Below are 18,042 nucleotides of genomic sequence, written 5' to 3' on the forward strand. Positions count from 1 at the left end.
GGCCGAAAGATCACAGCATGGCCATCCCGCCATTAACATGCAATGTCTGGCCGGTGACGTAACCGGCCTCGCGGCTGGCCAGATAGACCACCGCAGCACCAATATCGCCCCCCTCCCCCATTCGGCCCATCGGGATGCGTGCGTTGAGAGCGTCTTTTTGCGCATCGGGCAAGGCGTCGGTCATCGCCGAGGTGATAAAGCCCGGCGCCACGCAGTTGACCGTAATTCCCCGGCTGGCCAGTTCCTGCGCGATCGCTTTGGACATGCCAACCAGTCCCGCCTTGGACGCCGCATAATTGGCCTGCCCCGGATTGCCCGTTGCGCCGACAACGCTGGTGATCGAGATGATGCGGCCAAAGCGCGCCTTCATCATCGGCTTGGCGGCGGCACGGGCAAGGCGAAATGCGGCTTCCAGATTGACACGGATGACGTCATGCCATTCGTCATCCTTCATCCGCATGAGCAGATTGTCGCGCGTCACCCCGGCATTATTGACAAGAATGTCGAGGTGACCGCCCAACGCATCAACCGCAGCAGGCACCAGCGCATCTACCGCTGCGCCATCGGACAGGTTGCAGGGCAGCGCAACATGTTCACCGCCAAGGCTGTCACGAAAGGCTGCCAGCTTTTCGCCGTTGGAGCCGGATACCGCAAGGCGCGCGCCCTGCGCCGCGAGTGCGTGGGCAATGGCACTGCCAATTCCCCCTGAAGCGCCGGTAACAAGAGCGGTCATGCCAGTGAGGTCAAACATTTACATTCCTTTTTACGCTCTGACGAAAAATGGCGGAAAACGGGGTAACTTCACACTGGATTGCAGGTCAGTGCCGAAGATCCCGCTGCGCTAAAGGTACAATAGATACCGTCAAACGCAGCGAAACTGTATCCTTTGTATCTTTGGTGAATTTGACCGAACGCACGCCTCCCCCATAGTCGTGCCATAGCTGACGTTACGTCACGATTGCCGCTGTAGGAAAGCGGCTTTTCAGGCTGCTTATTGCTGGTTGGCGTCTTGATTGGGGCAGTCACGCCGCTTTTCGCATTCAATCAACACGCCCAGCGCCTCGGCTTCTTCATAGCGACCGTTGCTGATATAATATTCGGCCAAATCGTAGCGCGCCTCTTCGTCGCCATTGGCGACGCGGCGCTGAAGTTCGGCGACATTGGCATCATCATTGGTGAAGTTGCTGCCCGACACCTTGTCATCGGCGCGATAGATGACGTCATTGCATGCCGTCAGGCCGCAAAGGGCGATAGCAAAGAAAATCGGTAACCGACGCCGGTTCATTGTGCCCCTTTTGGTGCGGCTGCGCCTCGCCACGATCACAATGCCTTGAGCAGCGTTTCGATGTCATCCATCGTAACGATGCTCCTGGTTTCAACCTCCCCCACTGCGCTGCGTTTCACCATCGGGCCCAGCACCTTACCCCCGAATTCGATGAACTGTTCGACGCCAGCAGCCTCCATCGCCGCGACACTTTCGCGCCAGCGAACCCGGCCGCACACTTGCTCGACGAGCCGGCGTGTAATGTCCGCGGGTTCGCTGACCGGCGCGGCCGTGACATTGGCAAAAACGGGAACCACTGGCGCGCCGGGCGGATGCTCGGCCAGCGCTGCAGCCATGGCATCGGCGGCGGGCTGCATCAGCGGGCAATGGAAAGGTGCGCTGACCGGCAACGCGATCCCGCGTTTGAAGCCATGTTCCTTGGCTGCCGCAATGGCCCGCTCTATCGCACTGGCGTCGCCAGAGATTACCACTTGCGTGGGATCATTGTCGTTGGCGACGGAGCATACCTCACCGGCGGCCGAAGCATCTGCGAGCGCTTGCGCAGCGTCGAGCCCGCCACCAAGCAGCGCCGCCATCGCGCCAACACCGACGGGAACGGCCGCCTGCATCGCCTGCCCGCGCCGTTTGAGTAACCGTGCGGTGGTGGCCAGATCAAATGCGCCCGCCGCGCACAGCGCGCTATATTCGCCCAGACTATGCCCCGCGACGAAGCTGGCTTTACTGGCCAAGGTCACGCCGCCCTCCACCTCCAACACCCGCAGCGTTGCGATAGCGTTGGCCATGATCGCGGGCTGGGCATTTTCCGTGAGCGTAAGTTGATCGTCAGGTCCCTCGCTCATCAAACGAAAGAGATGCTGCCCAAGGGCATCGTCAACCTCCTGAAACACCGCGCGCGCGGCGGGCGAGGCATCGGCAAGCGACTTGCCCATGCCCACGCTTTGACTGCCCTGTCCCGGAAAAATAAATGCACGCATGCTTGGCGACCCCATAAATTTTGTGCCCGCCCCTTAGCGCGCATCAGCCGCCATGCAAGCCGAAGGGCACAATCTTGTTGTCCGCGTCATGGCCGATGTCGGCGCGGCCCAGCCAGGCAATGCCATTTTTGCTGCACCAATGCTGCGCAATATCCGCAGGCTCCATGCCGAATGGACGGTCATTCTCGGGAACCGCGCTGACGCGGCCCAACCGCAGCCCGGCGAGGCCGCGCGAGGCCAATACGGTCGTGACATGGAACATCGCGCGGTCGAAGGCATAGAGATGTTCGCTGACTTCCTCGACCATCAGGACATGGCCCGCAAGATCGGGTTCAAGCGGCGTGCCGAGCAGCATCGACAGCGTTATCAGGTTGAAGGCGGCAACGCGTTCACCGGGCTGGATGCTGGCATCGACCAGCCCCGGATCGCGGCTTACCAGCCAGTCGAGCGCGCGGGTGACGGCGGCATCGCCCCCTTCGCGGCGGATGTCGGCGAGCAACGGCCCGTGGGCGACATGGTCGAAACCGTCACGATAAAGCGCGGCAAGGATATTGCCCTGATCGCTGAAACCCAAAAATGCTTTGCCGCGCGCCACGGGCTGCATCGCGGCAACGGCATCTTCGGCAATGCGGCAGGCGCCATAGCCGCCGCGCGCAAACCAGATGGCGTCGATGTCAGGCCGGTTCGCCATTGCGACCAGAGCGTCGCGGCGCAGATCATCGGATCCAGCAAAATGCCCATGGGTTGCAAAACATTGGTCGGCGATGACCAGCTCGACGCCCGGATGCGTCAGGCGAGCAAGCGCGGTCACAGCCTCTGCATCGTCGGCCGTTATCGGGGCGGCAGGGGCGACTATTCCAATTCGCACGCCGTTCATCCCCCTTTGCTTGCCAAGCTGCACTGCCCGCCATATCGCCCGCCGCATGAGCGATGACAAATCCTATTTCTTTTGTGGCATCGGCGGATCGGGCATGCTGCCGCTGGCACTGATCGCAAAGGCGCGCGGCGCGCAGGTGGCGGGGTCAGACCGCAGCCGCGATCAGGGCCGGTCGGCCGAGAAATTCGCCTGGATCGAGGCGCAGGGCATCGCCCTGCACCCACAGGACGGCAGCGGCATCGCCGAAGGGCAGCTGTTTGTCGCCTCGGCGGCGGTCGAAGATAGCGTGCCCGATGCCGCTGCCGCCGCCGCATGGGGCCTGACGCGGATGACCCGTGCGCAGCTTAACGCCAGTTTCTTCAACGCCGCAACGCGCGGCATCGGCATTGGCGGGACCAGCGGCAAATCGACCGTGACGGCGATGGTGGCGTGGCTGCTGCACAGCGCGGGACTTGCCCCGACGGTGATGAACGGCGCGGTGATGCGCAATTTTGCCAGCGATGCCGACCCCTTCACCAGCGCGTTGATCGGCGGCGCGGCCAATTATGTCAGCGAGGTCGATGAAAGCGACGGGTCGATTGCGCTCTACCGGCCCGACATTGCCGTAGTGACCAACATCAGCCTGGATCACAAATCCCTCGACGAACTCCACATGCTGTTCGGCGATTTTGCCGCCCGCGCCCGCACGGCGATCGTGAACGCCGATGATCCTGAAAGCGCGCCGCTCATCACTGACAAGAACGTCACTTTCGGCTTTGCCGACACAGCAACGCTGCGCGCCAGCGACTATACCGCGCTGCCAAACGGCTGCCGCTTCACGCTCCACGCCGATGGCAACAGCTGCGACGTCCGGCTGAAGATGCCGGGACGGCACAATGTCGCCAATGCGCTGGCGGCACTGGCGGTGGCGCGCGCGCTGGGTTTGCCGATGGGCGATGCGGTTGCCGCGCTGGCGGACTTCGCCGGGATCGCGCGGCGCTATGAAGTGATCGGCACTGCGAACGGCATCACGATAATCGACGATTTCGCGCACAATCCCGACAAGGTCGCCGCGACGCTGGCCGCCGCCGCCGAGCTGCCGGGCCGCGCGCTGATCTTCTTCCAGCCGCACGGCTATGGCCCGCTCAAACAGATGGGCAAGGAATTGGCAGCCAGTTTCGCCGCCGGGATGCGCGCGGACGACCGGCTGTGGGTTTGCGACCCTGTTTATTTTGGTGGCACGGTGGACCGCAGCGTCGGCAGTGCAGCGTTTGTCGCGGACATTGGGGCGCAGGCGACCTATCTGCCAACACGCGAGGCGTGCGGTGCAGCGATGCTGGCAGAAGCACGGGATGGCGACCGCATTTTCGTGCTGGGTGCGCGCGATGATACGCTGACCGACTTTGCCAAGGAACTGTTAAGCGGTTTGGCGTGATTTGCTCAGCTTTCGCTTGCGTTTCGGCCAAGAATCGCTAATGGCCCCCGCTTCGGGGCGCAGCCTTTGCTGTCGCCCCGTTTGCTTTGCACCAATTTCGCAAGGCTTTGACGACAGCCGGAGGGGGACTGCGATTGGCGCAGAACCAGCGATCGGCCAAATATAAGGAAGCGCGACCATGCCGTTTTACGAGCATGTCTTTATCGCGCGTCAGGATCTGTCGCAGACACAGGTCGACGCGCTGGCGGAAACCGCCACCAAAGTGGTCACCGACGATTTCGGTGGCAAGGTCCACAAGACCGAGACCTGGGGCCTGAAGCAGCTGGCCTATAAGATGGAAAAGAACCGCAAGGGCCATTACGCGATGCTCGCCATCGAAGCCCCCGGTGCTGCCGTCGCCGAACTCGAGCGTCAGGCCGCCATCAGCGAAGACATCATCCGCTGGCTCACCATCCGCGTCGACGAACTGGAAGCCGGTCCGTCGGTGATGATGCGCAAGGGCAGCGATCGTGGTGGGCGCGGCCGTGGCCGTGACCGCGACGGCGAAGAATAAGGATAGCAGCACATGGCACGACCATTTTTCCGCCGCCGCAAGACCTGCCCCTTCAGCGCGAAGGATGCACCGGCAATTGATTATAAAGACGTCCGCCTGCTCCAGGGTTACCTGTCGGAGCGCGGCAAGATCGTCCCGTCGCGGATAACCGCGGTTTCCACCAAGAAGCAGCGCGAGCTGGCCCGTGCGATCAAGCGCGCGCGCCACATCGGCCTGCTGCCCTATGTCGTTCAGTAAGGAGTAGAGTCGATGGAAGTCATTCTGCTCGAACGCGTCGAAAAGCTGGGCGGTATCGGCGATGTCGTCACCGTGAAGAACGGTTTCGCACGCAATTACCTGCTGCCCAACAACAAGGCGCTGCGCGCCAATGAGCGCAACCGCGCGCTGTTCGAAACCAACCGCGCCAAGATCGAGGCCGACAACGCCGAACGCCGCACCGCGGCGCAGGCGCGTGCCGGCGACGTCGAAGGCAAGGAAGTCGTGCTGATCCGTCAGGCGTCGAACACTGGCCAGCTCTATGGCTCGGTTTCGGTGCGCGACATCGTCGATGCGCTGGCCGCCGATGGCGTGACTGGCGTCACCAAGGCGATGGTTGAACTCGACAAACCGATCAAGGCGCTGGGCATGTCGGACGTGCGCGTCCGCCTGCACCCCGAAGTGGTGGTGACGGTGACCGTCAACGTCGCCCGCTCGCCGGAAGAAGCCGACCTGCAGAAGCAGGGCATCGACGTCATCCAGGCGATGTTTGAGGAAGACCAGGCGGAAGCTGCGGCGAACGCGCTGGAACCCGACAGCGAAGATGAGGGTGCGGACGAAGCGGCCGACGCCGCCCCGGCCAAGGACGAAGCCGAAGCCTGATTCAGGCCAGGCTACCGAAGGAAATGGGGCTCCTGATCACGCGATCGGGGGCCCCTTTTCTTTAAATCTGGACGCTTCCCTCGACGACGGTCACACAATCCCCGCCAACGAAAATGTCGCCGCCATCAAACCGGATGTTGATCACGCCGTCCCGGCCAATTTCGCGGCCCTGGCTCGCGCGATAGTCCGCACCGCCCGTCCCTGACCAACGGCGATAGGCGGCGACCGCACCATTCCCGCTGCCGCACACCGGGTCTTCGGCAATGCCATCAGCTGCGGCAAAGCTGCGCACGACAGCATCGCCATTCGCCAGCCGCGCAAAAACGGTTTGCCCGGTGGTGCCATGCGCGCGGTCATAGGCGGCGAGCGCGGTCAGGTCGGGCGTCAGACCGCGCACCGCCGCCTCGTCCGCCAGCTCTATGATCACCCAGCGCGGTCCAACATTGACGATCTGCGGCGGCCCAAGAGGAAGCGTCCCAAGCGCCGCGCCGAGTGCATCGGCGCTCGGTGCGGAGTCAATTTGCGGCGGCGGCAGGCGGAATTCGAGGCCCGCACCGCCCACTCCGATTTCAACCAGCCCTACCGCGCATTGCTGGACGAGTTTGCCTCCGCGCGGTGCCGCCAGCCCCGCCGCGATTACCGCATGCGCGCTGCCCAGCGTCGGATGCCCGGCAAAAGGGAGCTCGCTCTTGGGTGTGAAAATGCGCAGGCGATAGTCCGCCGCCGGGTCTGTCGCCGGAAGCACAAAAGTCGTTTCGGACAGGTTGGTCCAATTGGCGAACTGCTGCATGGCAGCGTCCGACAGCCCCATCCCATCAAGCACCACCGCGACCGGGTTGCCCATTAACGGGACCGCTGTGAAAACATCCACCTGCATGAAGGCGCGGTTCATTCGGCTAGTCTCCGCAATAGAAAAGGGCGACCCCGCAAGGCCGCCCTTTTGTTATGCAAATTATGTCCGTTAGGCGATCAGAATTCAGCCTTAACCCGCACACCATAAAAACGCGGTGGCGACGGATATACAGCAAAGCTCGATCCCTGCTCCGGAATCGGGAACGCGGTGATGTTGTAATAGGTGTTGAAGAGGTTCTCGACATAGGCCTCGATCGAGTAACGCTCGTTAAAGGTCAAACCGACGCGAGCATTGACGATCTCGTGCCCATCATTGGCAACGAACGGCCGGGCGATTGGGGCGTTGAGCGGCACCGAATCACCCTGCATACGAAAGTCGACATGGAGCAGGCCGTCGACCGAGCTGCTCAGCTGCGGAGTCCAGGTCATCGCCCCAGTCACCACATGGCGCGGCGAATTGGTCAGCGGCCGCCCATTGTCGCTGCCGGCTGCTGGGTCGGAAACCTCGGTGTCGAGCAACGTATAGGCGAGCGAGACGATCAACTCACGGACCGGGCGGATCTGCGTTTCAACTTCAACGCCCTGCGAGCGCAAGTTTGCGAAGTTGCGGACGACGAATTGCGTCCCAGCGAATTGCAGGTTCTGATAGCCCTTCACATCCGAGCGGAAGGCCGCCAGGTTGAACTGGATTTCACGGGTGAAATTGGTCTTGATGCCGACTTCATAGGCATCAACCGTTTCATTACCGAACTCCAGATCGGTCAGTTGCGCGCCGTTACCGCCCAATACGCGGGTGTCAAAGCCCGACCGGTCGAGATTGTATCCGCCCGACTTGTAACCGCGGTCATAGCCAGCATAGGCCAGAATGTCCCCGCTCAGCTTGGCTGCCAAGCGTACCGTCCCGGTGAATTCGTTTTCGGTACGGCTGTCGCTATAGCTGCCGTTGAATTCGCTGTTCACGGTGGGATTGCAGGTCGTCAAATGGGCGAGCCCGAGCAGACCGGCGCTATTCAAAGCCGAAACATAAGGCGCGTTGGCGGGGTTGAGGAAGAAGCTACACGCCGGCACCGCGGAATTGAGGTTGGCCGTAATGTCCTTCGTTTCGCGGTTGTAACGCAAACCCAGCGTCAGATCGACCGCATCGGTGATGTTGATGATGTTGTGGGTGAAGATGGCAAATGCGTCCGTCTTGACCCGATAGTTATCAGCAATTTGACCGGCGCCGACAGGCGTCGCAGGCAGCGGGCTGTTAAACAGCGCGAAAAGCGCTGGATTGCCAGCAGCAGCGGCGGCCAGCGCCGGAGTGGTCGCCAGCGCCACCTGGCCAAACAGCGGCACGCCCGGCCCGAGGCGCCCGAACAACTGCAGGCCGGTCGGCAACGCTGCTGACCGTGTCAATCCATTGACGACGCTGTCGACAAAGATGTCAGCCTGAGCACCAAATCGAACCGTGTCAGTCAGCGTCAGAGTTTCGTTGAGGTAAAAGCCCCCGACCAACCAGTCGAGCTTGCCGTCGAAGGCTTCACCCTGAACGCGGAGTTCCTGAGTAAAGTCTTTGACGCCGGTACGATAATTGTCACGATAGGCCCGGTCGAGGCCCGTGAAATCGATGTCCTGATTACGGCGCGCATCCCAATCCCGATAGGCGGTGATCGAGGTCAGCGTGATGTCACCCAGTTCGAAATCAAACTGGCCCGACACACCCCATTCGCTAACCTGTTCCAGATAGTCGCGGCCCTGCGAAACTGCCATGGCGCGGCTGCCGCGAGTATAGGGGAGCGGAAAGCCTACGCGTCCAACGGCACCACCGGTGGCCGGGTTGGCTGACAATGCAAGTACCGCACCCGAAGCGATCCGCCCGATGGCCGTGTCAGTGTTCGTGATCGGCAGGGTCAGGCCCGATCCAGTATTGATCGCGCCGCAGCACACTTCGTCGGTCTCGGCAAAATCCGCGATCAAGCGGAATTTGACATTCTCGCCTTCCCATAGAGCCTGGCCACGCGCCCAATAGCGATCGACGTTGTTGATGTCGTTCCCACTGTTCACATCGGTGATATAACCGTCGCGGCGGCGATAGCCGCCATCCAGCCGCAACGCCAAATCTTCGCTGACCGGTCCGGTAATGCCCGCCGACAGGCTGAACGCATCATAATTGCCGTATTCAGCGCGCACATAGCCGCCAAGATCGGAGGAAGGGCCCTGCGTAATAATCGATAACGCGCCCGCAGAGGTATTGCGCCCGAACAACGTGCCCTGAGGTCCGCGCAGAACTTCGACCCGGTCGATAGGGGGAAGCTCGGCCAGGGCAACACCGGCACGACTCCGGAACACGCCGTCGACGAACACACCAACGGCAGGTTCGAATCCCGGATTATCACCAGCCGTGCCGATACCGCGGATACGGATGACCACGCCGGTCGCCGACGATTGACCAGTTGTGGTCTGCAACGATGGCGTGAGCTGTCGGATACCACGAATGTCGGTGATGCCAGCGTTCTCAAGCGCGGAGCCGCCAACCACGGAAACTGCGATCGGCACATCCTGCGACAGTTCGGCGCGGCGGGTTGCCGTCACGATGATGGCATCACCGTAATCTTCTTCGACCGCCACTTCCTCTACCGGAGCTGCTTCAGCATCCTGCGCCATAACGGCAACCGGAAACAACGTGCTGCCCAAAATGGTAGCACCGCACAAAAACTTTCCAACCTCTCGCATTATTCTCTCCATGTCTTGAACCAGAAGGGATTGTTGTATTTTATTGTTGTTGTCGCCTGCCCCTGCGCGAAGCTACGGCGAAGGTCAACGGACCTGCGCGAGGACCGTTCGGTTGAGGGCGCCAAATAGCAACCGAGCAACATATTTGTCGCGCAGCAAGAATGTCTCTGCCCGCGATTAGTAGCCCATCAAGCTCAGCACCTCCTTTCGGCTGCGCTGGTCGTCGAGGAAGCAACCGAGCAGGCGACTGGTGACCATGCCAACGCCAGGCGTGCGCACGCCCCGCCCCGTCATGCACCCGTGCTGCGCGTCGATCACCACCGCGACCCCATGCGGGTGCAAATTGTCCCAAATGCATTTGGCGACTTCGGCGGTCAGCCGTTCCTGCACCTGCAACCGCCGCGCATAACCATTCAAGACGCGGGCCAGCTTGGAAATTCCAACCACGCGGTCGCGCGGCATATACGCAATCGAGGCTTTTCCGGTAATCGGTGCCATATGATGTTCGCAGTGTGACTGGAACGGAATATCCTTCAGCAGGACCAGCTCATCATAGCCTCCGACCTCTTCAAAGGTGCGTGAAAGATGGATGGCTGGATCCTCGGCATAGCCAGAGCAATACTCGCGCCAGGCCCTGGCCACGCGCTTGGGGGTATCCAGCAGGCCTTCACGATCAGGATTATCGCCCGACCATTCGATTAGTGTTCGGACCGCCGCCGCCACTGCGTCGGGAACAATAATCTTGCCGTCATTGTCATGGCTGTCGCAGCCCATTTCGCTGTCCCTTTATGTGTCAAAATCCCGCCTCTGGTTGTCGCATTGGCGATTTGGAGGCGCGGAGCAAGTCCTTAATCGGTACAGCTGATCACAGCACAATCAAGTTGACGCTGCGGCAAAGCGGGCCCGAGCGGATAGTACCGCGATTTCGTTGCATTGGGTGCAAATGGACTTGACGCATCCGTCAACTGGGCGCAACTTTTGCGTAGATAGAGCCTGCCACGAGCGGGCCGTTGCTGGGAGTGCCGGTGGTCCCCGACGCCGGCGGGATAGGGAACAGGCTGCATTTGCCGGCCATGGCGGTCGTTGCGCGCTGCCACCCCTTCCGCACAGAGCCGTGCAAAGCGGTCTGGTCTTCCAAGCGTCTCTCCCATTGAGTTTTGGGCTTCGCGGCCGCGATTACAGCGGCCCGGATTTGGGAGGACGGACATGAAATTTAAAGCATTGCTGGGCACGTCGATGATGGCGTTGTGCCTGACTTCCCCTGCTTTCGCGCAGGACGCCGAAGAAACCGAGACCGATGCATTCGGCGGCGAAATCGTCGTTACGGCGCAGCGCCAATCGGAACGCCTGCAGGACGTGCCCATCGCCGTGTCGGCCTTCAGCGCGGAATCGCTGGAAGCGCAGCAAATCGAGAACCCGGCGGACCTGCAACTGACGTTGCCCAATATCACTTTCACCAAAACCAATTTCACCTCGTCCAGCTTTACGATCCGCGGCATCGGCGACTTGTGCGTCGGGGTCAGCTGCGACAGCGCCACCGCCATCCACTTGAACGGATCGCCGCTGGTCGGGACGCGCTTGTTTGAAACCGAATTTTTCGACCTTGAACGCATCGAAGTGCTGCGCGGGCCGCAGGGCACGCTGTTCGGCCGCAACGCAACATCGGGCGTGGTCAACGTCATCACCGCCAAGCCCAAACTGGGTGAATTTGCCGGTAGCGCCGAAGGCGAATACGGCAATTTCAACAGCATCAAGGCCAAGGGGATGATCAACATCCCGCTGGGCGATACGCTGGCTGTTCGCGCGGCGGGCTTTTACCTGAAACGCGACGGTTACACCGAAAATCTGTTCGACGGCAGCGACATTGACGGTCGCGATATGTATGCGGTGCGCGGCTCGATCCGCTGGCAGCCAAGCGACAGCACCACGCTGGATATCCTCGGATATTATTTCCGCGAGGATAGTGATCGCATGCGCATCCAGAAACAATATTGCCAGCGCGACCCAACCGGCGTTCTGGGGTGCCTTAACAACCGGCGTGATCCCGGTGTTACCAATGGGAATTCGACGTTTGTCGGCGTGCTGACCAGCGCCGAATTCTTTGCCATCCGCGGATTGCCGACGTCACTGGCGCTCGGCAGCCTGTATGGCCCGGATTCGCTGGCGGGTTTCGTCAGCCCCGCCGATCCGCGTGTGGTCAATACTGACTTCACGCCCGAATATTTCTCTGACGAATTGCAGATCGAGGGACGGCTGGAGCAGAATCTGGGCGCGATCAACGTGTCGCTGGCTGGTATCTATCAGAAAGCCCGCGTCGACAGTCGCCAGGATTACAACCTGTCGGTGCAGAACCGTTCCTTCTTCACGCCTGCGCTGACCAACTTGCAAGCGCTGGCGACAGGCGCTGGCGGGCCAGCGCTGGCCGCCTATTTAAACCCGATCCGGGCGGCGCTGATCCCAGGCGGGCCGACGGGCAACCTTTGCACCTCGGACACCGACCCGACTGGGCTTGGTTCCTATGGCGGCAACAGCATCTGCAGCCCGACGGCACAGGATTTTGACCGGTCGAACCAGAAAAGCACCAGCTGGTCAGGCGAACTGATCGTCAGCACCGATTTTGACGGGCCGCTGAATTTCGTCGTCGGCGGCATCTATGGCGAACTCAGCCTGTCTGAGAACAGCTATTATGTGAACAGCTTCGGCATCGACTATCTAACCGGTATCCTGGGCACCTTTACCGCGCTCGGCAACCCGCCCGCAGCGGGCGGTCCGCTGCCGGCATCCTATCTGGGCACGCCATTCTTCCGCAACAATACCGACCAGCTCGATGTGCGGTCCTATGGCCTGTTCGGCGAGGCATATTGGGAACTGTCCGATGGCATCAAGCTGACGGTGGGCGCGCGTTACACCAACGACAAGAAATCGGTGCGCGCGCGATCAACGCTGGCCAGCTTCCTGGTGCCATTCACCCAGACCGGCAATGTCTTCAATTCACCCTTTGTCGGGTCGTTTGATGCCGATCCTGGCTTGGCAGGCAACCAGCTGTTCCAGGAACGCGAAGTCGGTTTTGACGAAGTTACCGGTCGTGCGGTGCTCGACTGGCAGATCACGCCCGATAATCTGCTCTATTTCTCTTATTCGCGCGGATATAAGTCGGGCGGGATCAACCCGCCGCTGCAACCGATCTTTGCGGTCGATGAAAGCTTTGTCCCCGAACTGGTCGATAGCTTTGAAATCGGCAGCAAGAACCGGTTTGGCGATCTGCAGCTAAACCTGACCGGTTTCTATTACAAATATAAAGACTTGCAGCTTAGCCGCATCGTTGCACGCACCTCGGTCAACGACAACGTCGATGCCGAAATCTATGGTCTGGAAGCCGAAGCGGTAATCACGCCCTCACCCAACTGGGTGATCAACATGGGCGCGTCCTATCTGCACACCAAAGTGTCGAGCGACAAATTCCTTGGCAATCCGCGCGATCCGTCGGGCGGGCGTTCGGACACGGTGATCATCAAGGATATCACCAACGGTGCCAATTGCGCCGTGGTGCCAACCACGGCCGGCAATGCGGCGGGAGCCGCAGGGTTTGTAACCGCTATCAACGCCAGCCTGGGCCTGCGCGCCCCGACCAGCTTTGGCCCGAACAGCGGCATCAACTCGCCAGGCGCTTTCGGCATCTGTTCGGTGTTGCAGGCGCAGGCCGCCGGTGCGGTTGGCACTGCATTCGGCGGCATCACCATCGAAAATGCCGGGGTGCCGGTGAACATCCGCGGCAATGAACTGCCGCAGGCGCCGAATTACAAGTTCAGCGTCGGCGTCCAGTACACCGCCGATATCGGCACCGACATGACCCTCGTCCCGCGCTTTGACCTTGCCTATACCGGCGACAGCTATGGCAATATCTTCAATGGGCGGATCAACGAGATCAACGGCTATGCGCAGGCCAATGCGCAAATCCAGTTGAATGGCGGCGACAACCGCTGGTTTGTGAAGGCGTTCATCCAGAACATCTTTGACAGCCAGTCGGTCACCGGCCTCTACGTCACCGACCAGTCGTCGGGTCTGTTCACCAACGTCTTCACGCTTGACCCGCGCCGCTATGGCATTGGCGCCGGGATCAAATTCTGACGCGGCGAAGAAATTGAAATCAGGGTTGAAAGGCCCCGGTCATTCGCAAGGATGGCCGGGGTTTTTCATTGCAAAGGTGGGGAATAATGGTGCCCGGGGACGGGATCGAACCGCCGACACTGCGATTTTCAGTCGCATGCTCTACCAACTGAGCTACCCGGGCACGGGCCGCTGCCAACCCAGTGGGCGGCGAAACGAAGCGCGGCTATAGGGATGCGGTTTCGTGCTGTCCAGCGCCTTTGTGACGGTCTGGTAACGCATTATTCGCCCCCATCACCGCCCCCGGCAATGCCGTCATCAAGCCCGCCGTCGGGTGGATCATTGACCGGCACGCGATAGTCTTCGCCGAACCATTTGATAAGGTCGCGGTCGCGGCAGCCGCGGCTGCAAAAGGGGCGAAATTCTGGGTCGCGTGGCTTGCCGCACGACGGGCAGCGTGCATTACTATTGGGCATGGCCGCATCCTTTGAGGCTGTTGTCGGTAGCAAGGGCAACGGCGCGGCCCGTGCGCTGTTCCAGCGCGGTCAGCCAGTGCGGACGAGCGGCGAGCAGGTCAATAACAGCGGTGCGCGCGCTGAGCGTCAGCACCCCGGCCCCGACCGCGCGTTCCGCATGGCGCAGCAGCGCGAGCGCGTCACTGAGCGCCGGTTCATACTGCACCCGTTCGAGCAGCGACGGCCGCTCGCGGCGGCGGACGATCTGGACAAAGCCAAAGCCGTTCATGGCGGTTTTTTCCCAGGTGCCGGTGAGGCCGGTTTCCAGCAGCGCATCCATGCGCTGGCGGGCGGCGCGGCTGGCCAGCGTGGGAAAGTCGATTCCAATCGAACCCGTTATCCCCAGCGCGGTGATCGCCGCCAGCGCCGCGTGCGCCCCGGCTTCGGCGAGCGCTTCGGGGGCGAGCTCGCCGTCGATGTCGATCAGTGTCATCGCCGGGGTGAGCGCGATGGCGAGCGCGCCGCCCGGAAACGGCCAGTCACCCGAACGCGCGGTATCCAAGAGTTCGCTCCACCCCGCAGCCTCGAGCGCATCAGGCGTGGACGCTGGGCGACGCTCGCAAATGGGATGGCCGGTGGCGGCGAGGCGCGCGCGCAGGCTGGGCGCGGGGCGCGGGGCGGCGTCGCTGACGATGGCCTGCCCGGGCTTGGCGCGCGCTGCCTCACGCAATGCCGTGCGGGTGACTTCAATGGTCACCTCGGCGCCCTCGGTCAGCGTGGCGGGCGCTCCGGCCAGCCACAATTCGCTGCCGTCCGCAATGCGCACGCGGGCGCGGCGGCGGGGACGGTCGTGCGCGATCAGCCGCGCGGGCAGGACCGCGCCGACGCCGGGCCCCTCATCGTCACGCTCAACTTCGGCGGCGATGATGCCGTCGTGCTCAACCAGCACGGCGCGGCGCTCGCCGATGCCGTCTTCATACAGCCATTCAGCCATGGTGCGCGATGATACCCGCCGCCGCCAGCAACGCGGCGGTTTCGGCAAGCGGCAGCCCGACGACGCCCGAATGGCTGCCTGCCAGCCAGCGCACGAACATCGCGGCGCGGCCCTGGACGGCATAGCCCCCCGCCTTGCCCTCGCCTTCGCCATGCGCGGCATAGGCGGCGATCTCTTGCGCGTGCAGGCGTTTGAAGGTGAGGATGGTTTCGGACAGGCGGGTGCGCAGCCGCCCTTCGCTATCCACCATGGCGATGGCCGAAAACACGCGGTGGCGGCGCCCCGACAACAGGGTTAGGCACTGCGCGACCTCAGCCGCGTCTGCGGCGCGGGGCAGGATGCGGCGGCCGAGCGCGACGACGGTGTCGCCCGCCAGCACCACTTCACCGTCGGCACGGGAGACGGCAGCAGCCTTTTCGGTTGCCATGCGCAGCGCGTAATCGCGGGGGAGTTCGCCCTTGCGCGGAGTCTCGTCAATGTCGGGCGAAGCGATGCGCGCGGGCGTGACGCCAATCTGGGCAAGCAGTTCGCGGCGGCGCGGCGAGGAGGAGGCAAGGACGAGCAGCGGCGCGGCGCGCATGTCCATGGTCACTTGAAGCGATAGGTGATCCGACCCTTGGTCAGGTCATAGGGGGTCAGCTCGACAAGCACTTCGTCGCCAACGAGCACGCGAATGCGGTTTTTGCGCATCTTCCCGGCGGTATGGCCCAGGATTTCATGGTCATTTTCCAGCTTCACGCGAAACATCGCGTTGGGCAGCAGCTCGACCACCTGGCCGCGCATTTCCAGTAATTCTTCTTTCGCCATGCGAGTGTCACAAATCCATAAGTTTGATGCGATGCGCGCCCATAGCGGCATTTGCAACAGATGGGAAGCGGAGGCTACGCGCCCAACCGCCGCACCGCTCGCCACAGCAGCGACCTTGCCCGCGCCTGCCCCGGCCATCGTGGTGGCATAGGTGCGCTTATCCCCCACCGGCGCAGCCATTTGTTCGCCGCATGGGCTTCGGCTTCGCGGTAGCTCCATGTCGAGCGCCAAGTGATGCTGAGTGACAGCGCGGGGGCATCGGCGACTTCCACATAATGCGGGGCCATCACCGGCATGTGCACTGCATCGCCAGGGCCCAGGGGGACGCTCAGTTGCTGGCCCTGGAAAGCTTCGTCCCACGGCAGGTTGCGGTGGCCGCCGCCGTGGTAGCGTTCATGTTCGGCCGCGGGGGCGAAGCGCTCGTCGCCGGCCGGCCAGACGTGCATTACCTTGTTGCCCCAGATGTTGAGCAGGATGTTGTGCTCAGGATCGAAATGGAAGGGCGTGATCGCGCGCGGCGAGGAGATGAAGATAAAGCCCTGCGGGGTGAGCATTGGGCCTGTGCGCGGCTCGACGGTGGCAGCGAGTTCGCCGAGCAGGTCCATCAGGAGCGCGCGGTAAGGGGGCATGGCCTCGATGTTTTTGAGCACCGCCCAGCTTTTGTTCTGTGCGATGGTGCGGATGGTTTCGCCGATGCCAAGGGCGCTGTGCGGAATATCCTCTGGCGCGATACCGATGGGGAGCGCGCCCGGGTTATATTCGACGCTGTCCGGGCCGAGCGCCTCGGCAAGACTTGCAAGCGCATCGAGAGTGAGCAGCGGGTGGATTTCGAGATTGTGACGCAGCGGTCCCGGCGTTTCGGGATAAAGCGCGGCGAAGGCGGCGCGCGCGCTATCGTCGAAAATCGTGCGGGTGATGGGGGTGTGTTTGGTCATGCGGGTTCCTCCGCTGCCGGGCGAAGCCGCCGCCATGCCGCCTCGGCGCGGGTCAGCGCGGCGTATTGCAGGCGCTGCGCCCGCCCACCGATGGCGGCATTGACCCAGACAAGGCTGCGGCGCTCACGCCAGAGACTGTCGATCATCGGGTGCCCGGGGGCGGCGCAGCTGTCGATCCATTGAAGGTCGGCGCATGCCAGCAGATCAAGGTTCGCCTGTTGCAGCAGCACGCCGGGGGAGAAACGCGCAAGTCCCTCGGCATAAGCGGTTTTGAACGAAAAGCCGCCGGGCGGGCAGAGGAAATTGACGAGCATCGCGATGGGCGCGCCGTTTTGGGCGAGCATGCGCATGTCGAGACGCTTTGCGCTTGCCGCACCCGCGACAATGGTGCGCGCCCACGCTGCGGTTGCTGGATCGCTGGCGAGCGCGCTGCCCGCCTGCCCCTTCCAGCCCGCCAGCTCGAGCGCGAAGAAGGCATCGAGCCATGGGCTGGTCGGTTCACCCGCTTGCCAATGGCGAAACTCCAGCGGGCCCATTTCGGCAAGGCGCGCCGATTGGCGACGCAATTCCTTGCGTTTCTTGGGACGGACCGCGGCCTCCCAATAGGCTTGTGGTGCGAGGTCGCTGTCCAGCAGCGCGCGGGTTTCGCGGTGGACGGGCGCAGTACTGGTCTGGCCGCGCAGGGCGATCGCTTCGAGCAAGGCGCAGTGCAGCGGGCCATTCTCGGTAAGGCGCTGGAGCTGCAGCAGCGCGCCGCCGTGCGCGTCAGCATCGCACCAGCCCAGCAGCGCCTGCCAAAAGGGCAGCTCCGCACCAGCGCGAACCAGCGGCGCGCCGTGGAAATGATTGGGGTGCGCCCAAGTGACGCTGTGGCGAAGCGGAAGCGGACCGTAGCGGCTGGCGGTCGCCAGCGGAATTAGGCCGATCAGCTCGCCAGCTGCTTCGACCGCGACCAGCCGAGCGGCGCGCTGCGGGTCGAGCAGTTGCAGCGCGGGGGCGAGGCACCAGCGTTCGGCAAAAGCATTGGGTTCGCTGGCGTTGGTGGCGAGCGCATCCCATTGCGCGGCAAATTCGGCAGTGAGCGCCAACGGATCGACGACACCCGCGCCAAGCGGGCCATGCTCGCTGGGGCGGATGGCGCGGTAGTGAATCATCCGCTGCAGGGTAGCGGTGGGTGGTTAAGATCGGGTGGGTTTGCAGCCGATAAGCCCCTCCC

Annotated in this window: 18 protein-coding genes and 1 tRNA gene; 5 read left to right on the forward strand and 14 right to left on the reverse strand. The window is 62.5% G+C overall.

The features are described from left to right. Nucleotides 1-10: 10 nt before the first annotated feature. The 4 genes from fabG to AC2TC0_RS11780 form a co-directional block, all read right to left on the reverse strand. Entirely contained in the window at nucleotides 11-751 is a 741-nt protein-coding gene (gene fabG, locus AC2TC0_RS11765) for a 3-oxoacyl-[acyl-carrier-protein] reductase (RefSeq protein WP_484717715.1), read from the reverse strand. Nucleotides 752-991: 240 nt separating this feature from the next. Next, on the reverse strand, nucleotides 992-1,285 hold the full coding sequence (locus tag AC2TC0_RS11770; protein WP_484717716.1) for a hypothetical protein: 294 nt from the start codon (nucleotides 1,283-1,285) through the stop codon (nucleotides 992-994). A gap of 35 nt (nucleotides 1,286-1,320) precedes the next feature. Next, nucleotides 1,321-2,259 carry an ACP S-malonyltransferase gene (gene fabD, locus AC2TC0_RS11775; protein ID WP_484717717.1) on the reverse strand — a complete coding sequence of 313 codons (939 nt, stop codon included), beginning with the start codon at nucleotides 2,257-2,259 and terminating at the stop codon, nucleotides 1,321-1,323. A 43-nt stretch (nucleotides 2,260-2,302) separates the two neighbouring features. Then, the gene (locus AC2TC0_RS11780) at nucleotides 2,303-3,136 is read right to left on the reverse strand and encodes an LD-carboxypeptidase (RefSeq protein WP_484718121.1); all 834 of its coding nucleotides are present in this window, start codon (nucleotides 3,134-3,136) and stop codon (nucleotides 2,303-2,305) included. Nucleotides 3,137-3,182: 46 nt separating this feature from the next. On the opposite strand from AC2TC0_RS11780, the gene AC2TC0_RS11785 reads away from it, so the two are divergent. The 4 genes from AC2TC0_RS11785 (at nucleotide 3,183) to rplI (ending at nucleotide 5,961) form a co-directional block, all read left to right on the forward strand. Further along, the gene (locus AC2TC0_RS11785) at nucleotides 3,183-4,550 is read left to right on the forward strand and encodes a Mur ligase family protein (protein ID WP_484717718.1); all 1,368 of its coding nucleotides are present in this window, start codon (nucleotides 3,183-3,185) and stop codon (nucleotides 4,548-4,550) included. 178 nt (nucleotides 4,551-4,728) lie between these two features. Continuing rightward, entirely contained in the window at nucleotides 4,729-5,103 is a 375-nt protein-coding gene (rpsF, locus tag AC2TC0_RS11790; RefSeq protein WP_484717719.1) for a 30S ribosomal protein S6, read from the forward strand. A 12-nt stretch (nucleotides 5,104-5,115) separates the two neighbouring features. Beyond that, the gene (gene rpsR / locus AC2TC0_RS11795) at nucleotides 5,116-5,340 is read left to right on the forward strand and encodes a 30S ribosomal protein S18 (protein WP_484717720.1); all 225 of its coding nucleotides are present in this window, start codon (nucleotides 5,116-5,118) and stop codon (nucleotides 5,338-5,340) included. Between the two features lie 12 nt (nucleotides 5,341-5,352). Continuing rightward, nucleotides 5,353-5,961: a 50S ribosomal protein L9 gene (gene rplI, locus AC2TC0_RS11800; RefSeq protein ID WP_484717721.1), complete on the forward strand. Its 609-nt coding sequence runs from the start codon at nucleotides 5,353-5,355 to the stop codon at nucleotides 5,959-5,961. Nucleotides 5,962-6,022: 61 nt separating this feature from the next. On the opposite strand, the gene AC2TC0_RS11805 is transcribed toward rplI, so the two are convergent. The 3 genes from AC2TC0_RS11805 to folE form a co-directional block, all read right to left on the reverse strand. Then, the gene (locus AC2TC0_RS11805) at nucleotides 6,023-6,853 is read right to left on the reverse strand and encodes a PhzF family phenazine biosynthesis protein (RefSeq protein WP_484717722.1); all 831 of its coding nucleotides are present in this window, start codon (nucleotides 6,851-6,853) and stop codon (nucleotides 6,023-6,025) included. A 77-nt stretch (nucleotides 6,854-6,930) separates the two neighbouring features. Then, nucleotides 6,931-9,528 carry a TonB-dependent receptor gene (locus AC2TC0_RS11810; RefSeq protein WP_484717723.1) on the reverse strand — a complete coding sequence of 866 codons (2,598 nt, stop codon included), beginning with the start codon at nucleotides 9,526-9,528 and terminating at the stop codon, nucleotides 6,931-6,933. A gap of 177 nt (nucleotides 9,529-9,705) precedes the next feature. Then, nucleotides 9,706-10,302, reverse strand: a complete 597-nt coding sequence (gene folE, locus AC2TC0_RS11815) for a GTP cyclohydrolase I FolE (RefSeq protein WP_484717724.1) — start codon at nucleotides 10,300-10,302, stop codon at nucleotides 9,706-9,708. A gap of 432 nt (nucleotides 10,303-10,734) precedes the next feature. Here folE and AC2TC0_RS11820 point away from each other — a divergent pair, with 432 nt between their 5' ends. Next, on the forward strand, nucleotides 10,735-13,656 hold the full coding sequence (locus AC2TC0_RS11820) for a TonB-dependent receptor (protein ID WP_484717725.1): 2,922 nt from the start codon (nucleotides 10,735-10,737) through the stop codon (nucleotides 13,654-13,656). Between the two features lie 87 nt (nucleotides 13,657-13,743). Here the strand turns inward: AC2TC0_RS11820 and AC2TC0_RS11825 are convergent. The 7 genes from AC2TC0_RS11825 to AC2TC0_RS11855 all read right to left on the reverse strand — a co-directional run bounded on the left by AC2TC0_RS11825 (nucleotide 13,744) and on the right by AC2TC0_RS11855 (nucleotide 17,980). After that, nucleotides 13,744-13,819: transfer RNA gene (locus tag AC2TC0_RS11825), tRNA-Phe, on the reverse strand. A 97-nt stretch (nucleotides 13,820-13,916) separates the two neighbouring features. Continuing rightward, nucleotides 13,917-14,111, reverse strand: coding sequence for a DNA gyrase inhibitor YacG (locus AC2TC0_RS11830; protein ID WP_484717726.1), 195 nt, complete (start codon nucleotides 14,109-14,111; stop codon nucleotides 13,917-13,919). Further along, on the reverse strand, nucleotides 14,101-15,084 hold the full coding sequence (locus AC2TC0_RS11835) for a ribonuclease (protein WP_484717727.1): 984 nt from the start codon (nucleotides 15,082-15,084) through the stop codon (nucleotides 14,101-14,103). Before AC2TC0_RS11835 ends, AC2TC0_RS11830 begins: the two co-directional genes overlap by 11 nt. Next, complete coding sequence (locus tag AC2TC0_RS11840) at nucleotides 15,077-15,670, reverse strand: Maf family protein (protein ID WP_484718122.1); 594 nt, start codon at nucleotides 15,668-15,670, stop codon at nucleotides 15,077-15,079. The genes AC2TC0_RS11835 and AC2TC0_RS11840 overlap by 8 nt, the downstream gene beginning before the upstream one ends. Nucleotides 15,671-15,672: 2 nt before the next feature. Further along, nucleotides 15,673-15,891: a translation initiation factor IF-1 gene (gene infA / locus AC2TC0_RS11845; RefSeq protein ID WP_010162480.1), complete on the reverse strand. Its 219-nt coding sequence runs from the start codon at nucleotides 15,889-15,891 to the stop codon at nucleotides 15,673-15,675. A 74-nt stretch (nucleotides 15,892-15,965) separates the two neighbouring features. Beyond that, nucleotides 15,966-16,826 carry a transcriptional regulator gene (locus tag AC2TC0_RS11850; protein ID WP_484717728.1) on the reverse strand — a complete coding sequence of 287 codons (861 nt, stop codon included), beginning with the start codon at nucleotides 16,824-16,826 and terminating at the stop codon, nucleotides 15,966-15,968. Further along, the gene (locus tag AC2TC0_RS11855; protein ID WP_484717729.1) at nucleotides 16,823-17,980 is read right to left on the reverse strand and encodes a GNAT family N-acetyltransferase; all 1,158 of its coding nucleotides are present in this window, start codon (nucleotides 17,978-17,980) and stop codon (nucleotides 16,823-16,825) included. Before AC2TC0_RS11855 ends, AC2TC0_RS11850 begins: the two co-directional genes overlap by 4 nt. Nucleotides 17,981-18,042: the final 62 nt, after the last annotated feature.

This window comes from Sphingopyxis sp. sgz302558 (genome assembly GCF_057220455.1).

Excerpts from the sequence above, each read along its gene's own strand:
- fabD (WP_484717717.1), bottom strand. The coding sequence starts at position 2,259 with ATGCGTGCATTTATTTTTCCGGGACAGGGCAGTCAAAGCGTGGGCATG.
- AC2TC0_RS11835 (WP_484717727.1), bottom strand. The coding sequence starts at position 15,084 with ATGGCTGAATGGCTGTATGAAGACGGCATCGGCGAGCGCCGCGCCGTG.
- infA (WP_010162480.1), bottom strand. The coding sequence starts at position 15,891 with ATGGCGAAAGAAGAATTACTGGAAATGCGCGGCCAGGTGGTCGAGCTG.
- rpsF (WP_484717719.1), top strand. The coding sequence starts at position 4,729 with ATGCCGTTTTACGAGCATGTCTTTATCGCGCGTCAGGATCTGTCGCAG.
- AC2TC0_RS11855 (WP_484717729.1), bottom strand. The coding sequence starts at position 17,980 with ATGATTCACTACCGCGCCATCCGCCCCAGCGAGCATGGCCCGCTTGGC.
- AC2TC0_RS11810 (WP_484717723.1), bottom strand. The coding sequence starts at position 9,528 with ATGCGAGAGGTTGGAAAGTTTTTGTGCGGTGCTACCATTTTGGGCAGC.
- fabG (WP_484717715.1), bottom strand. The coding sequence starts at position 751 with ATGTTTGACCTCACTGGCATGACCGCTCTTGTTACCGGCGCTTCAGGG.
- AC2TC0_RS11780 (WP_484718121.1), bottom strand. The coding sequence starts at position 3,136 with ATGAACGGCGTGCGAATTGGAATAGTCGCCCCTGCCGCCCCGATAACG.
- folE (WP_484717724.1), bottom strand. The coding sequence starts at position 10,302 with ATGGGCTGCGACAGCCATGACAATGACGGCAAGATTATTGTTCCCGAC.
- AC2TC0_RS11850 (WP_484717728.1), bottom strand. The coding sequence starts at position 16,826 with ATGACCAAACACACCCCCATCACCCGCACGATTTTCGACGATAGCGCG.
- AC2TC0_RS11785 (WP_484717718.1), top strand. The coding sequence starts at position 3,183 with ATGAGCGATGACAAATCCTATTTCTTTTGTGGCATCGGCGGATCGGGC.
- AC2TC0_RS11820 (WP_484717725.1), top strand. The coding sequence starts at position 10,735 with ATGAAATTTAAAGCATTGCTGGGCACGTCGATGATGGCGTTGTGCCTG.
- AC2TC0_RS11840 (WP_484718122.1), bottom strand. The coding sequence starts at position 15,670 with ATGGACATGCGCGCCGCGCCGCTGCTCGTCCTTGCCTCCTCCTCGCCG.
- rplI (WP_484717721.1), top strand. The coding sequence starts at position 5,353 with ATGGAAGTCATTCTGCTCGAACGCGTCGAAAAGCTGGGCGGTATCGGC.
- AC2TC0_RS11770 (WP_484717716.1), bottom strand. The coding sequence starts at position 1,285 with ATGAACCGGCGTCGGTTACCGATTTTCTTTGCTATCGCCCTTTGCGGC.
- AC2TC0_RS11805 (WP_484717722.1), bottom strand. The coding sequence starts at position 6,853 with ATGAACCGCGCCTTCATGCAGGTGGATGTTTTCACAGCGGTCCCGTTA.
- AC2TC0_RS11830 (WP_484717726.1), bottom strand. The coding sequence starts at position 14,111 with ATGCCCAATAGTAATGCACGCTGCCCGTCGTGCGGCAAGCCACGCGAC.
- rpsR (WP_484717720.1), top strand. The coding sequence starts at position 5,116 with ATGGCACGACCATTTTTCCGCCGCCGCAAGACCTGCCCCTTCAGCGCG.